Genomic DNA, 13991 nt, shown 5'->3' with positions numbered 1-13991 from the left:
TGCAGAGACGGCAATTCCTCAGGTTGTCGGCCGGGGCTGTTGCAGCCGCCGCCGTCGCGCCAATGGCACCACTCTCAGCCCTGGCCGCCACCAACCGACGAACGCTCCATCTCTACGACGCCCATAATCTCGTTGAAATCAAGGAAGAGTACTTCGTCGACGGCTGGTACAATCCGGACGTCCTGGCCAAGTTCAACTACTTCCTGCGCGACTGGCGGTCGGACGAGGTTCGGGTCATGGACCCGAAACTGCTCGACATCCTCAATTCGCTGCAGCGCAAAGGCGGGTCGAACGAGCCGATCCATGTCGTCTGCGGCTACCGCTCCCGCGCCACCAACGCCATGCTGGCCCGCCGCAGCCGTGGCGTCGCGCGCAACTCCCTGCACATCCAGGGGCAGGCCGCGGACATCTTCATGCCGAACATGAGCCTGGCCAGCCTGCGCCGGAACGCGGTCGGGCTCGAGGCCGGCGGCGTCGGCTATTATCCGCGCTCGAACTTCGTCCACGTCGACACCGGCGACATCCGCACCTGGTGACGATCCGGGATTGACGGGCAGGGGCCGCCGCAGGGCGGCTCTTTCCGTTCGGGTCCGCATCACAGATCGATCAGCGCGTAAGGCCGGCCGCTCGGCTTCTCGATCGCCCAGGCCACATTGTAGACCGGCGCCCCGGCAGGGGTGTGGCCCTGATACACGCCACGATGAGCGTGGCCGTGCACCACCGCGCTGACGGTGAAGCGGTCGATCGTCTCCGCCAGGCGCGAGGAGCCGAGGAAAGGGTAGATCTCCAGCGGCTCGCCCTCGATCGTCTCGGAGATCGGGGCGTAGTGCAGCACCACCATCGCCCGCTGCGTCTTCACCGTCCGCATCGCGTTCTCCAGCCGCATCGCCTCGGACACGGCCACGGCGACGAACTCCTTGGTCTCCGGCTCGCCAAAGGAACCCAGCATCCGCCGGCCGAAGCCGCCGGCGAAGCCCTTGACCCCGACGAAGCCGACGCCGTCGATCTCGACCGCGTTGCCGTCGAGCAGCTTCAGCCCCGCCTCGGTCAGGATCGACTTCACCGTTTCGATCTCGCCGCATTCATAGTCGTGGTTGCCCAGTACGCCGATCACCGGGATCGGGCAGGCACGCAGATCCTCGGCCAGCCGCTCCGCCTGCCGGACCGTGCCGGTGTCGGTCAGGTCGCCGCACAGCACCAGCGCGTCGGCCGCCTTGGCGATCTCACCGAACATCTCGCGCAACGGATCGGACTGGTCTTTGACATGGATGTCGCCGATCGCGGCGACGGTGAATTTGCCGTTCTTCGCCATGAGTCGGTCCCGTTCTCCCGTCTCGTGTCAGGCATCGCGCCATTCGCCCTCGCCGCCGACATCGGCGAAGCCCCACTCCTCAACCGCCATGGCGTAGTCGACCCGTGACAGCATCCGGCCGCGGCAGACCTTCATCTGCGGTGGCGGCAGGTCGAGCTGGTGGCGCAACCGGTCCATCAGCTCGTCCATCAGCCAGCGCGGCACCCGGTTCCGCTCGGTCGGATAGGCCCAGCGGAAGTTGAGCAGATGCACCAGCAGCATCTCCCAATGCAGCTCCATGTAGCCGAGCAGCCGTTGCCAATCGATCTGATCGTGCTGCTTCAGGATGACATGGATGACATCGGCGCCGTCATAGCGGTGGCGCATCTGGATGAAGGCCTTGGACCAGACCAGTTCGGTCGGGGCGACGATCTGGACCTGACTACCGAAGACCTCGATCTCGCGGGCGTGCTCAAACCACTGGTCGTTCACCGGCATAGTGCCGTTCGACGAGGCGTAGATCACATCGAAGAAGTGCCGGCCCTTGTGCACCTTGCCGAGCCAGCGCTCATCCTCGATCTCGATCGAATAGCCGAGGTCGTGGAACATTCCGAGGATCCGCGGGCTGTCGCCGGCCTTGCAGAAGATGTCGAGATCCTTGGTCGGCCGCGAGATGCCGGTATAGGCGCTGACGGCGTAGGTGCCGGCCAGCAGGAAGGGCAGGCCGGTCGCCGCGAGCTCACGCAGGGCATCGGAGTAGAACGCCTCGGCCTGCGGATCGTGCAGCGTCGGCGCGGCAGCGGCGATGATCGAGGTAATCGGCCGGTCCTCCCGGTTGCGGCAGCAGGCGTTGCAACAACCGGATGTCGAGGGGATCAGTTCCGTCGGCCGTTCAGCCCCCGGCTGCGTGCTTGGCGCAGAAGCCATCGGCGTCGAGCGTGCGGAAATCCTGCAACGCGTCGCGCAGCCGGTCATGCGGCCAGTCCCACCAGGCCAGCGCCAGCAGCCGCGCCTCCACCGCCTCGGTCACCCGGCGGCGGATCGGCCGGGCCGGGTTGCCGGCGACGATGGTGTAGGGGGCGACGTCGCGGGTGACCACGGTGCCGGCGCCGATCACCGCCCCGGTGCCGACCGCGACCCCGGGCAGCACGATGGCGCCATGGCCGATCCAGACGTCGTGGCCGATCGTCACCCGATGGTCGCGGCGCCAGGCGAAGAAGTCGGTGTCGTCGGTGTCCGCCAGGCCATAGGCGGCGGAGCGGTAGGTGAAGTGATGCTGCGTCGCCCGCCAGGTCGGATGGTTCGGGGCGTTGAGCCGGGTGTAGGCGGCGATCGAGCAGAACTTGCCGATCTCGACGCACCAGGCCATCGCCCCGTCCATCAGATAGCTGTAGTCGCCGAGCGTGACCTCGTTCAGCACGGCGTTTGCACCGATCTCGGTGTAGATGCCGAGGCGGCTGTCGGAGACTCGGGCGGTCGGGGCGATCAGGGGGACAGGCCCCAGGGTCTCAGTGTTCATCGGGCTCTCCGGGCGGACGTCGTATAAAGGTCTAGACAAGTTCGATGACGATTCTGCTGCCGCCCGGGTGACAATCCCAACGCCCCGCTTGTGCCGCGGACGGTCTTCCCCTTGAGTGCGCGAATGCCCGCGTCCTCCCATCTCGGCCTGCCGCCGCTCAACGCCCTGGTCGTGTTCGAGGCGGCGGCGCGGCTGGCCAATTTCTCCCGCGCCGGAGCCGAGCTGGGCCTGACCCAGAGCGCGGTCAGCCGCCAGATCCTGAAGCTCGAGGCTTTCATCGGCGGCAAGCTGTTCCAGCGCACCCCATCCGGYGTCAGCCTGACCCCGCTGGGCGAGAGCTATGTCGCCGAGGTCCGCCGTATTCTCGGCGACCTGGTGGCGGTAACCCACGGTGCGCGCGGCTCGGCCGGGCCGCGCCAGGTGACGCTGGCCTGCTCGCACGGCATCGCCGATCTCTGGCTGATGCCGCGGCTGAAGGCGCTCGACGCCGCCCTGCCGGGGATCGAGCTGCGGCTGCGGGTGACCGACGATGTCGCCCATCTCCGGCTCGACGAGTTCGACCTCGCCATCTTCTACCGGCGCGAAAGGCCGAGCGGCGTGGCGCTGCACGTGCTCGGCACCGAGGAGATCGTGCCGGTGGCGGCGCCGGGCCGGCCGGCGCTGCAGGACGATCCGGCGCCGACCCTGCTGGCGATCGAGGATTCGCTGCGCGAATGGATGGACTGGCCGCACTGGTTCGGCGCCGCGGCGATGCCGCTGCCGGCGAAGACAAGGATCTGGCGGCTCGGCTCCTACGCCCTGGCGGTGCAGGCGGCCTCGCAGGGGCTGGGCACGGCGCTGGGCTGGACCTGGCTGCTGCGGGACCAGCTGGCCTCCGGCACGCTGGTGCCGGCGCATGACTTCCATCTGCGCTCCGAAGGCTCGTTCTACCTGATGCGGCCGCTGGACCGGCATGTCCGCCGGGTGGTGCGCCAGACGATGGACTGGCTGGTCGCAAGCAACGCCGGCTAGGTGCTGAAGCATGATGCCGATCATGCTCCGGCGCCATCGCTTCGGCGCTGTTAACACATTGTGCTCTTGTATTATTTTGCGACCACGTTCATGTTATGTTCCATGAACAAGGCGCAGACCGATTCGGCCACCGAGGCCCCGGCCGCTCCGCAGGAGGAGCGGGCGGCGGATCTGTGCGTGGTGGCGGAGCTGGTCGAGATCCAGATGTCGATCGCCCGGGCGACGCAGCAGGAGGCGCTGCAGGCGCCGCAGCCCGGGGTCGACTATTGCCAGCGGATCGCCACCGTCTCGCGCGCCGTGCGGCTGACCCTGCTGCTCAAGGACAAGCTGTCGCGTCAGGCCGAGGAGAAGCGCAAGGCTGCGGCGCAGCGCGAGGCGGCGCAGGAGGACTGGCACGMGCTGCGGGTCMGGCTGGCGATGATGGCGGCGGCCTATGAGGTGTCCGAGGACGGCGAGGAGGCCGACCGCCGCGCCGACGAGGTGTGCGAGCGGCTGGAGCGGCCGGAGGTGGCGGAGCTGGTGGAAGCCAGCCGGGCCGAGGTCGCGGTGGCGGCGCTGTGCCGGCGCTGGGGCTACCCGGTGCGGGTGAAGCAGTGGCTGGAGATGGCCGACGAGGCCCTGGAGGAGCTGGGCTTCATTCCGCCGGAGGACGGCGAGGACGATCCAGAGGATGCGCCCGAGACCCGCCCGGCTGGCCGCCGCAAACCCAAGCCGGCGGATACTGGATAGCCGCCGGCGAACGCACTCGCTTCACCAACCTTCAGCACCAGCGAACGCAGCCTTCCACACTCCCCCTCCCCTTGCGGGAGGGGGTTGGGGGAGGGGTCTGCGCGCGTCCGCCATCCTATAAAACCCCGTCATCCCCGCGAAAGCGGGGATCTCATCCCGCTCGACCGGACAGAGATTCCCGCTTTCGCGGGAATGACGAAAGAAGAGACGGGTCGACGTTCTGAGCAGGTCTCGCAAACGGGAGAGGCATCACCGTATCGGCGCGGTCCAATCGGCGAAGCCCCGGCCGGCATCGGCCAGGCGGCGCAGCAGCGGTGCCGGGGCCAGGGCCGGCTCGCCGCGGGCGGCGGCGAAGGCTTCCAGCCGGGCCGCGACGGTGTTCAGCCCGACCTGGTCGGCATGGAACATCGGGCCGCCGCGCCAGGCCGGCCAGCCATAGCCGTTGACCCAGATCGTGTCGATGTCGCCGGGGCGGGCGGCGATGCCCTCCTCCAGGATCCGGGCGCCCTCATTGACCATCGGATAGACCAGCCGCTCGACGATCTCCTCGGTCGGGATCGGGCGGCGGGTGACGCCGAGCCGGGCCGAGACCTGCTGCAGTAGCGCCTCCACCTCCGGGTCGCGCACGCCGCTGCGGGCGCCTTCGGGGTACAGGTAGTAGCCGCGCCCGGCCTTCTGGCCCAGGCGCCCGGCCTCGCACAGCGCGTCGGCCACCGGCGCTGTCTGGCCCAGCGACTTGCGGTTGCGCCAGGCGATGTCCAGCCCGGCCAGGTCGCTCACGGCAAAGGGCCCCATGCGGAAGCCGAAGCCGGTCAAAGCGGCGTCGACCTCATGCGGCAGCGCGCCCTCGATCAGCAGGCGCTCGGCCTCCTGGGTGCGGCGGGCCAGCATGCGGTTGCCGACGAAGCCGCGGCAGACGCCGACCACCACCGGCACCTTGCCCAGCCGCTTGCCCAGCTCCAGCGCGGTGGCCAGCACCTCCGGCGCCGTCGCCTTGCCGCGCACCACCTCCAGCAGGCGCATGACATTGGCCGGGCTGAAGAAATGCAGCCCCACCACGTCGGTCGGGCGGGCGGTCGTGGCGGCGATCTGGTCGACATCGAGATAGGAGGTGTTGGTGGCCAGGATCGCGCCCGGCTTCGCCACCCGATCCAGCGTGCTGAAGATCTGCCGCTTCACATCCAGGTCCTCGAAGGCGGCCTCGACCACCAGGTCGGCGTCGGCCGCGGCGTCCAGCCCGACCTGGCCGGTCACCAGCGACAGGCGGTGGGCCTCGTCCTCCGCCGACAGGCTGCCGCGCTTGACCGAGGCGGCGTAGGTGCCGGCGATGCGGTCCAGGCCGCGGGCCAGCAGCTCCTCGCTGGTCTCGATCACGGTGACCGGGATGCCGGCATTGGCGAAGCACATGGCGATGCCGGCGCCCATGGTGCCGGCGCCGATCACCGCGGCCCGATGGATCGGCCGCCGCGCCGTGTCCTTCGCCAGCCCCGGCACGCGGGCGGTCTCGCGCTCGGCGAAGAAGGCATAGCGCAGCGCCTTGGACCGGTCGTCGGCGACCAATGCCGTGAAGCGGGCACGCTCCAGCGCCTGCCCGGCCGCGAAGGGCTCGGTGAAGCTGGCGCGCACCGACTCGGCCAAAGCGGCGATATTCGGCAGGTCCGGGCTGCGCTTCAGCGCCTCGGCCGCCGCCTGCTCGAAGGTCTCGCGGCCGCCCGGCTGCAACTGCCGGTCCAGGTCGCGGGTCCGCCGGTTCGTGCCGGTCTCGGTCAGCTCAAGCGCCTTGGCCCTGGCCGCGTCCAGCAGGTCGCCCTCGGCCACCGCGTCGACGATGCCGAGCGCCAGCGCCTCGGCGGCGGAGACGGGGGCGCCGTCGGCCATCAGCTTGAACGCGGGGGCGGCGCCGATCAGCCGCGGCAGCCGCTGGGTGCCGCCAGCGCCGGGGATCAGCCCCAGCTTGACCTCGGGCAGGCCCAGCTTGGCGCCCGGGCCGGCGATGCGGGCGTGGCAGCCCAGCGCCACCTCCAGCCCGCCGCCCAGCGCCGCGCCGCCGATCGCGGCGACCAGCGGTTTGCCGACTGAATCGAAGCCGTCGATGACCTCGGGCAGGGAGGGGGGCGCCGGCGGCTTGCCGAACTCGCTGATATCGGCGCCGGCGATGAAGGTGCGGCCCTCGGCGGCGATGACGATGGCGCGCACCGCCGGGTCGGCATCGGCCCGGCGCACCGCCTCGGCCAGGCCGGCGCGGACGCCGGCGTCCAGCGCGTTGACCGGCGGGCTGGCGATGGTGACGACGGCGATGCCGTGCTCGATCGTGCTGCGCACCTTCTCCATCGGTCCTCCCGGTTCGGCGATCATATCCGTGTCGACCTCGGTATAGGCGATGTCATTGATCCGCAAGCCGGATGGTATAGGCTTCAGATCCTGTTCCTCGGCGCAGCGGGCGGAGCTCATGGCTCGGCATGGGAAAAGGCAGATCGTACCGCCGGCCGCGGCGGCTGTGACGGCGCTGGCCCTGCTGTTGCCCGGGCCGGCCTCGGCCGGCGACTGCATGGCCCGCGCCGCGCTGCAGGCCGGGGTGCCGACCGAGCTGATCCTGGCCATGTCCTATGTCGAGACGCGCTGGCGGCAGCAGGCGGTGAACGCGGCCAACAGCAATGGTACCGAGGATATCTGCATGATGCAGATCAACTCGATCCACTATCCCCGCCTGGCCGCGCTCGGCGTCACCCGCGAGGCGCTGCTGGCCGACCGCTGCGTCTGCCTGCTGGTCGGCGGCGAGATCCTGCGCGAGATGCGCGCCGCCACCGGCGGCAGCGACATCTGGTCCGCCGTCGCCGCCTACAATGCCGGGCCGGACAACCTGGCGGCCGGCCGGCCCTATGCCGACCAGGTCCGCAAGGTCTATGAGGCGATCCACGTCATCCAGGGACAGTGACGGAGGGTCGAGCGGATCGGCCGGTGCCAACCCCCTCACCCGAAATCGCTGCGCGATTTCGACCTCTCCCCAGGGAGAGGTATCGCGAATGCGGCTCATATTCCCTCTCCTCGGGGAGAGGGAGGGGCCCGGCCCGCTTGGGCCGGGAGGGTGAGGGGGTGGCCCAGGCCCCGATCGGCCGTGCTTACTGCGCGATCTCCCAGGTCACGTTGACCCGGGCGGTGAACTCGCTCTCGCCGGCCTCGACCGGCACGGCGTCGAGCTTCTCCCTGGCATAGGCGGCCATCATCGGGCGCGGCGGCTCGGCGCCCGGCTCGGCGATCGCCAGGATGCGGCCCAGCTTCACCCCGGCCGCCTTGGCGATCAGCTCGGCCTTGCGCCGGGCGTCGGCCACCGCGGCCTCGCGCGCCTTGTCCAACACCGGCGCCGGGTCGGCCAGGCCGAAGTTGACACCGTCGATCTGGTTCGAGCCGCTGGCGACCGCGGTGTCCAGCACGGCGCCCAGCTTGGTCAGGTCGCGCACCCGCACCGTCACCTGGTTGCGCACCTCGTAGCCGTCGATCTTCGGCGCCTCGCCCGAACCCTCCTTCGGCTGGGCGTAGCGCGGCTGCACCGAAAAACCGCTGGTCTGCAGGTCGGCGGGCTGGATGCCGGCCTTCTTGAAGGCATCGATCAGCGCGGCCATGGCCTTGCTGTTGGCGGCCACCGCCTCGCTCGCGGTCTGGCCCTCGCTGGTGACGCCGCTGGTCACGGTGGCCTGGTCGGGTGCGGCGCTGGCGCTGCCCTCGCCGGCCAGGGACAGGGTCTGGGCAGAGGCCTCGACAGCCAGGGCCGGCGCCGAGACGGCGATCGTGCCCGGCACGGCGACGGCGGCGAGCAGGGCGACGGCGAGGACGCTGCGGCGGAAGCGGTTCATGGTCGAATCCCGAAGGAGTTGCAGTTGGGCGGGAGTAGAGGGGCGAATTGCGACGATGCCAAGGCAGGTATCGGGTCCCATAGGCATCGGCTCCGGGGCAGGGTAGAAGGGGAACCCGGACGGAGGGAACAACAATGACGGCCGACTTCATCCTGCCGCGCGACGCCGATCTCGGGCTGCGCCGGATCGCCAACCGCACCGGCCTCGCCGCCGCCCTGCTGCCGAACGGCGCGCTGTTCGCCCTGTCGCACCGGGCGGATGAGAAGAGCGACCCGGTGCTGGTCAACCAGGTGCTGGGATCGCCGGTCGCGGGCGGCATCGGCCGGCTTCTGCTTCGGCTCGGCGGCGGCCGGGTGGTCGAGGCGGTCGGGCCGGCGGCGCGGCTGCAGGTCGGCGTGGGGCCGGACCGATTCGTCTGGGCCGGGGAGAGCGACGGCCTGGCGCATCGCGTCACCCTGTGGCTGGCGCCGGACGCCGATCTCTGGCTGTGGCGGGTCGAGGTCGAGAACAAGGGCGCGGCGGCCGAGGTCTCGGCGGTCCTGCTGCAGGATATCGGCCTCGGCAGCCGCGGCTTCCTGATGAACAACGAGGCCTATGGGTCGCAATACACCGACCACCACGTTGCCCGGCATCCCAAGCTGGGGCCGGTGGTGATGAGCCGCCAGGCCCTGGCCCAAAGCGGCCGGATCCCCTGGGTGGCGCATGGCTGCCTGGAGGGTGCTTCGGGCTTCGCCACCGATGCGGCGCAAAGCTTCGGTCCCGGCTTCCGCGACCGCGCCGAGGTCACGGGCGACCTGCCGAACGAACGGCTGCAGCACGAGGTCGCCTGCCCGGCCATCGCCTCCGCCCCCGTCACGCTGGCGCCCGGCGCCAAGACAACCTGGAGCTTCTTCGGCCTGTTCGTGCCCGATCACAAGGCGGCGTCGGCGGATGCCGACCTGGCCGTGGTCGACCAGGCGCTGCAAGCCGCCGAATCCTTCCGTCCGGCCGAGGTGGCGCTGGAGACCCCGGTGCGCGGCCTGCTGCAGGACGCCCCGCCGCTGGTGGCCGAGGATCTCGACACCGCCGCGCTCGACCACCTCTGGCCGACCCGGCGGCTGGAGGAGCGGCAGGACGGGGCGCTGCAATCCTTCTTCGTCGATGAAGGCGACCTCAATCGCCACGTCGTGCTGCGGGCCAAGGAGCGGGACCTGCGCCGCCGCCATGGCGCGCTGCTGCGCTCCGGCGCGGCGCTGCTGCCGACCGACGACCTGCTCTGCGCCACGGTCTGGGCGCATGGCGTCTTCGCCGCCCAGCTGACAATCGGCAACACCTCGTTCCACAAGCTGTTTTCGGTCTCGCGCGACCCCTACAACATCACCCGCGCCTCGGGCCTGCGCATCCTGGTGGATGCGGGCGAAGGCTGGCGGCTGCTGTCGGTGCCCTCCGCCTTCGAGATGGGGCTGGCGGAGGCCCGCTGGATCTACCGCTTCGGCGGCCGGACCGTGGCCGTCCGCGCCGCCGTCTCGGGCGCCGACACGGCGATGCAGTGGCGGGTGGAGGTCGAAGGCGCGGCCTGCCGCTTCCTCGTCCTCGGCCATCTCGTGCTCGGCGAGCGTGAGCTGGAGCAGGCGGGGCGGGTCTCGATCGACGCGACAGCCAAGCGCATCGCCTTCCGCCCCGACCCGGACTGGCTGTGGGGCCAGCGCTATCCCGATTCGGTCTACCATCTGGTGACCCCGACCCCCGACGCGATCGAGGCGGTCGGCGGCGACGAGCTGCTCTATGCCGACGGGCAGGGCCGGGGCGGCGGATACATCGCGCTGCGCACCGGGACGGTCGCCGGCTTCGGCTTCGCCGTCACCGGATCGCTGACCGACGCGGCAGCGGCCGCCGCCTTGGCCGACCGCTACGCCGCCGGCGTGTCCTTCGACGAGATGCTGGGCTCGGCCAACGCCCATTGGGCGGAGGTGACGCGCGGCCTGCGGGTCACCGGCGGCGGGTCGGAGGGTGCGGCGCTGGACGCCGCCTTCCCCTGGCTGGCGCATGACGCGATGATCCACCTGACCGTGCCGCACGGGCTGGAGCAGTACACCGGCGGCGCCTGGGGCACGCGCGACGTCTGCCAGGGCGCGCTGGAGTTCCTGCTGGCGCTGGAGCACGACGCGGCGGCGAAGCAGGTGCTGCGCACGGTCTTCGCCCAGCAATACGAGGGCCGGGGCGACTGGCCGCAATGGTTCATGCTGGAGCCCTACGCGCCGATTCAGGACCGACATGCCCATGGCGATGTCATCGTCTGGCCGCTGAAGGCGCTGTGCGACTACATCGAGGCCACCGGCGACATGGCCTTCCTGGACGAGCCGGTGGCCTGGCGCAACGAGCAGGACTTCACCCGCACCGAGCGGCAGGACCCGGTCTCGGCTCATATCGACCGCATCGTCGCGGTGGTGCAGGAGCGCTTCATCCCCGGCACCCGGCTGCTGCGCTACGGCGAGGGCGACTGGAACGATTCGCTGCAGCCGGTCGACCCGCATCTGCGCGACTGGATGGTCAGCGCCTGGACCGTGGCCCTGCTGATCCAGCAGCTCAACCGCTGGGCCGCGGTGCTGGACCATGCCGGCCGTCCGGCCAAGGCGCGTGAGATCGAAGCCCTGGCCGGGTCGATGCACTGGGACCTGCAGCGCCATCTGGTGCGCGACGGGGTGCTGGCCGGCTATGCCGTGTTCAACCCCGACGGCACGGTGGCCGAGCTGCTGCTGCATCCGGACGACACCCGCACCGGCCTGCACTATTCGCTGCTGCCGATGAAGCGGGCGCTGATCGCCGGGCTGTTCGCGGGCGAGGCGGTCGAGCGCCATCTCGAGCTGATCCGCGAGCACCTGACCTTCCCGGACGGCATCCGGCTGATGGACCGGCCGGTGACCTATCGCGGCGGGGTCGAGACCCTGTTCCGCCGGGCCGAATCCGCCGCCTTCTTCGGCCGCGAGATCGGGCTGATGTACACCCACGCCCATCTCCGCGCCGGCGAGGCGATGGCGGCGCATGGCGAGGCGGATGCGGTGTGGCGGATCCTGCTGCAGGCCAGCCCGGTGGCGTCGACCGAGGTGGTGCCGAACGCGATGCCGCGCCAGCGCAACGCCTATTTCAGCTCCAGCGACGCCGCCTTCGCCGACCGCTACGCCGCCGGCGCCGACTGGGCCCTGGTGAAGCAGGGCGCGATCGCCGCGGATGGCGGCTGGCGGGTCTATTCCAGCGGGCCGGGCCTGACGACCAACCTGATGCTGTGCCACGTCTTCGGCCTGCGCCGCAGCTTCGGCGAGCGGATCACCGACCCGCTGCTGCCCTCCGCCCATCCGGATCTGGCGGTGGAGCTGGTGCGGGGCGGCCAGCGGCGGCGCTTCGGCCGGCCCGCGGGGGCATGAGCGCCGCAAGTTCCGGGTTGCGGATATGGTCGCCGGTGGCTGGGATGCAGCCATGATCTTCGCCGATCCAATCCCGCCGATCACCGCCGGCACGATCGACACGCCGCTCGGTCCGATGCTCGCCCTGGTCGACGCCACGGGCGCCCTGGTCGGCCTGGATTTCGACGGCGCCGACGGCACCCCCACCTTCAGCCAGCGCCGCGCGGCTCGCCAAGGTCTGCAGACCGGGCCGGCCGACGCCGTGGCGCTCCGTCCGGTCGCGGATCAACTCGCCGAATACTTTGCCGGCCGGCGACGGGTGTTCGACCTGCCGATGGCGCCCTTCGGCACGCCGTTCCAGCGTCGGGTCTGGGCGGCGCTCTGCGACATCCCCTGCGGCACCGTCCTGACCTATCGCGACCTGGCGCTGCGGCTCGACCGGCCGCAGGCGGCCCGTGCCGTCGGCGCCGCCAACGGCGCCAACCCGATCTCGGTGATCGTGCCCTGCCACCGCTTGGTCGGCAGCGACGGCACCCTGACCGCCTATGGCGGCGGCCTGCACCGCAAGGCGGCGCTGCTGGAGCTGGAGGGCGCAAGGCCGCAGGCGCTGTCGCTGGCGGTCTGAGCCCTCTCGCTTCACACTCCTCACCTGTGGTTCACTGCCGCCACGACGACATTCCTCGGGGGAGGATTCATGACCACGCCGCGCTACATCCTGCACCATGCGCCGCGCTCCCGCTCCAGCCGCATCCTGTGGCTGATGGAGGAGACCGGGGTGCCCTTCGCGGTCGCCCAGCACGACTTCGCCAAGGCGACGCACAAGGACCCCGCCTATCTCGCCATCAATCCGGCCGGCAAGGTGCCGGCGCTGATCGACCTCGGCCCGGCCGGGGACTGGTCGCCGCCGGCGGTGGTGACCGAGAGCGCCGCGATCTGCGCCTATGTCGCCGACACCCTGCCCGAGGCCGGCCTCGCGCCACCGGTCGGCTCGCGCGAACGCGCCGCCTATGCCAGCTGGATCGGCTACTGCCCTTCGGTGCTCGAGCCGGCGCTGTCCGATTCGGTGTTCCCGCGCCGGGAGGAGCCGCCGGCCAGCACCCTGGGCTGGTGCCCCTTTCCGGAGGCGCTGCGGCGGGTCGAGGCGACGCTGCAGGCCGGCGGGCCCTATCTGCTCGGCGCCGGCTTCAGCGCCGCCGACGTGCTGATCGGGTCGCTGCTGCAATGGCTGCAGGGTTGGGGCAAGCTGCCGGAGAATCCGACCCTGGCGGCCTATCTCGCCACGCTGGCGACGCGTCCGGCGGTGCAGCGCGCCCAGGCCCGGGACGCGGCGCAGAGCGCGGCATGACGCTCCGGCTGATATCCGCGGTCGCGGCCGTCGCACTGATGGCAGCGGCCGGTCCTGCCGGGGCAGAGACGCCGCATCCCTGCGCCGCCGACGCGGTCGACCATGCTCGCAAGCTGCTGGCCTTTCATTTCGGAGAGAGCGACCTGTCGATGTCGGTGGACGACACTGCCAAGCTGGTCGGCACGGTCAAGGCGCTACAGGGCAAGGGCCACTTCGACGTACTCGAGGTGATGGGCTATATCTACAAGGGCGAGTACCGCATGCACTTCATCTATGCGCAGATCCCTGGCGATTGCGTGCTGATGGGGCAGGAGATTCTGGAGACCAGCGATCCCTACTGACGTCATCCGGCCCGTCGTCGCCACCGATGCGCCGGCCATCGCCGCGTTGCATGTCGCGGTCTGGCGCGACACCTATCGCGACCTGGCGCCACCCGAGGCCGCGGCCGCGCTCGACGTCGCCCGCCGCCAAGCTCGCTGGGAGGCGACCCTGGCCGATCCGGCGCAGATCGCCCTGGTCGCCGAGATCGACGGCGCGCTGGCCGGCTTCGGCCTGGCCGGGCCGCCCGGCGACCCCGCCTTCGACGGCCGGGGCGAGGTCAAGTACCTCTATGTCGGGCGCGACTTCGCCCGCCGCGGCACCGGCCGCCGCCTGCTCGCCGCCCTGGCGGCGGCGCTGGCCGAACGGGGCTATGCGGCGCTCGGCCTCGGCGTCGTGGTCGGCAACGATCCGGCGATCGCCTTCTACGAGGCTCAGGGCGGCCGCCGCGCCGGCGCCTATACCGACCCCGGCCCGCTCTGGCGCTCGCACAACCTGCTCTACGCCTGGGACGACCTCGCGGCGCTGGCGGCGCGGGGATAGGGCG

General features: G+C 70.9%; 14 protein-coding genes. 9 read left to right on the top strand and 5 right to left on the bottom strand.

Annotated features, from left to right (window positions below; translation table 11 throughout):
- The first annotated feature begins 62 nt into the window (after positions 1–62).
- Positions 63–536, top strand: a complete 474-nt coding sequence (locus AB4Z01_RS08625) for a DUF882 domain-containing protein (protein WP_429229621.1) — start codon at positions 63–65, stop codon at positions 534–536.
- Positions 537–595: 59 nt separating this feature from the next.
- Here the strand turns inward: AB4Z01_RS08625 and AB4Z01_RS08620 are convergent, their stop codons facing one another.
- The 3 genes from AB4Z01_RS08620 to AB4Z01_RS08610 are packed head-to-tail and all read right to left on the bottom strand — an operon-like array spanning position 596 to position 2810.
- Entirely contained in the window at positions 596–1312 is a 717-nt protein-coding gene (locus tag AB4Z01_RS08620; protein WP_441692441.1) for a metallophosphoesterase family protein, read from the bottom strand.
- 27 nt (positions 1313–1339) lie between these two features.
- Complete coding sequence (locus tag AB4Z01_RS08615; RefSeq protein ID WP_441692440.1) at positions 1340–2218, bottom strand: nucleotidyltransferase family protein; 879 nt, start codon at positions 2216–2218, stop codon at positions 1340–1342.
- Entirely contained in the window at positions 2184–2810 is a 627-nt protein-coding gene (locus tag AB4Z01_RS08610; protein WP_441692439.1) for a DapH/DapD/GlmU-related protein, read from the bottom strand. Before AB4Z01_RS08610 ends, AB4Z01_RS08615 begins: the two co-directional genes overlap by 35 nt.
- Positions 2811–2933: 123 nt before the next feature.
- Here AB4Z01_RS08610 and AB4Z01_RS08605 point away from each other — a divergent pair, with 123 nt between their 5' ends.
- A complete protein-coding gene (locus AB4Z01_RS08605) occupies positions 2934–3821 on the top strand; it encodes a LysR substrate-binding domain-containing protein (protein WP_441692438.1) in 888 nt (295 codons plus the stop codon).
- 102 nt (positions 3822–3923) lie between these two features.
- Positions 3924–4550, top strand: coding sequence for a hypothetical protein (locus AB4Z01_RS08600; protein ID WP_441692437.1), 627 nt, complete (start codon positions 3924–3926; stop codon positions 4548–4550).
- Positions 4551–4799: 249 nt separating this feature from the next.
- Here the strand turns inward: AB4Z01_RS08600 and AB4Z01_RS08595 are convergent, their stop codons facing one another.
- The gene (locus AB4Z01_RS08595; protein WP_441692436.1) at positions 4800–7001 is read right to left on the bottom strand and encodes a 3-hydroxyacyl-CoA dehydrogenase NAD-binding domain-containing protein; all 2202 of its coding nucleotides are present in this window, start codon (positions 6999–7001) and stop codon (positions 4800–4802) included.
- Between AB4Z01_RS08595 and AB4Z01_RS08590 the strand changes: the two genes are divergently transcribed.
- Positions 7000–7485 carry a lytic transglycosylase domain-containing protein gene (locus AB4Z01_RS08590; protein ID WP_441692435.1) on the top strand — a complete coding sequence of 162 codons (486 nt, stop codon included), beginning with the start codon at positions 7000–7002 and terminating at the stop codon, positions 7483–7485. The two genes, AB4Z01_RS08595 and AB4Z01_RS08590, sit on opposite strands and share 2 nt — an antisense overlap.
- 184 nt (positions 7486–7669) lie before the next feature.
- On the opposite strand, the gene AB4Z01_RS08585 is transcribed toward AB4Z01_RS08590, so the two are convergent.
- Positions 7670–8401, bottom strand: coding sequence for an SIMPL domain-containing protein (locus AB4Z01_RS08585; RefSeq protein ID WP_441692434.1), 732 nt, complete (start codon positions 8399–8401; stop codon positions 7670–7672).
- Between the two features lie 134 nt (positions 8402–8535).
- Here AB4Z01_RS08585 and AB4Z01_RS08580 point away from each other — a divergent pair, with 134 nt between their 5' ends.
- From AB4Z01_RS08580 to AB4Z01_RS08560, 5 genes are all read left to right on the top strand, one after another.
- Positions 8536–11802, top strand: coding sequence for a hypothetical protein (locus AB4Z01_RS08580; protein ID WP_441692433.1), 3267 nt, complete (start codon positions 8536–8538; stop codon positions 11800–11802).
- Between the two features lie 52 nt (positions 11803–11854).
- The gene (locus AB4Z01_RS08575; RefSeq protein ID WP_441692432.1) at positions 11855–12406 is read left to right on the top strand and encodes a methylated-DNA--[protein]-cysteine S-methyltransferase; all 552 of its coding nucleotides are present in this window, start codon (positions 11855–11857) and stop codon (positions 12404–12406) included.
- Positions 12407–12475: 69 nt separating this feature from the next.
- A complete protein-coding gene (locus AB4Z01_RS08570) occupies positions 12476–13126 on the top strand; it encodes a glutathione S-transferase family protein (protein ID WP_441692430.1) in 651 nt (216 codons plus the stop codon).
- Entirely contained in the window at positions 13123–13467 is a 345-nt protein-coding gene (locus tag AB4Z01_RS08565) for a hypothetical protein (RefSeq protein WP_441692429.1), read from the top strand. Before AB4Z01_RS08570 ends, AB4Z01_RS08565 begins: the two co-directional genes overlap by 4 nt.
- A gap of 46 nt (positions 13468–13513) precedes the next feature.
- Positions 13514–13987, top strand: a complete 474-nt coding sequence (locus tag AB4Z01_RS08560) for a GNAT family N-acetyltransferase (RefSeq protein WP_441692428.1) — start codon at positions 13514–13516, stop codon at positions 13985–13987.
- Positions 13988–13991: the final 4 nt, after the last annotated feature.

The organism is Inquilinus sp. YAF38, assembly GCF_052113205.1.
Taxonomy (GTDB): domain Bacteria; phylum Pseudomonadota; class Alphaproteobacteria; order DSM-16000; family Inquilinaceae; genus Inquilinus.
Note: the sequence above shows the minus strand (reverse complement) of the source record. Positions and strands in the feature narration are given on the sequence as shown.

Bases quoted from the DNA above. Each gene is read 5' to 3' on its own strand.
- AB4Z01_RS08575 (WP_441692432.1), top strand. From the start codon at position 11,855: ATGATCTTCGCCGATCCAATCCCGCCGATCACCGCCGGCACGATCGAC.
- AB4Z01_RS08590 (WP_441692435.1), top strand. From the start codon at position 7,000: ATGGCTCGGCATGGGAAAAGGCAGATCGTACCGCCGGCCGCGGCGGCT.
- AB4Z01_RS08615 (WP_441692440.1), bottom strand. From the start codon at position 2,218: ATGGCTTCTGCGCCAAGCACGCAGCCGGGGGCTGAACGGCCGACGGAA.
- AB4Z01_RS08620 (WP_441692441.1), bottom strand. From the start codon at position 1,312: ATGGCGAAGAACGGCAAATTCACCGTCGCCGCGATCGGCGACATCCAT.
- AB4Z01_RS08610 (WP_441692439.1), bottom strand. From the start codon at position 2,810: ATGAACACTGAGACCCTGGGGCCTGTCCCCCTGATCGCCCCGACCGCC.
- AB4Z01_RS08570 (WP_441692430.1), top strand. From the start codon at position 12,476: ATGACCACGCCGCGCTACATCCTGCACCATGCGCCGCGCTCCCGCTCC.
- AB4Z01_RS08625 (WP_429229621.1), top strand. From the start codon at position 63: ATGGCACCACTCTCAGCCCTGGCCGCCACCAACCGACGAACGCTCCAT.
- AB4Z01_RS08585 (WP_441692434.1), bottom strand. From the start codon at position 8,401: ATGAACCGCTTCCGCCGCAGCGTCCTCGCCGTCGCCCTGCTCGCCGCC.
- AB4Z01_RS08580 (WP_441692433.1), top strand. From the start codon at position 8,536: ATGACGGCCGACTTCATCCTGCCGCGCGACGCCGATCTCGGGCTGCGC.
- AB4Z01_RS08565 (WP_441692429.1), top strand. From the start codon at position 13,123: ATGACGCTCCGGCTGATATCCGCGGTCGCGGCCGTCGCACTGATGGCA.
- AB4Z01_RS08595 (WP_441692436.1), bottom strand. From the start codon at position 7,001: ATGAGCTCCGCCCGCTGCGCCGAGGAACAGGATCTGAAGCCTATACCA.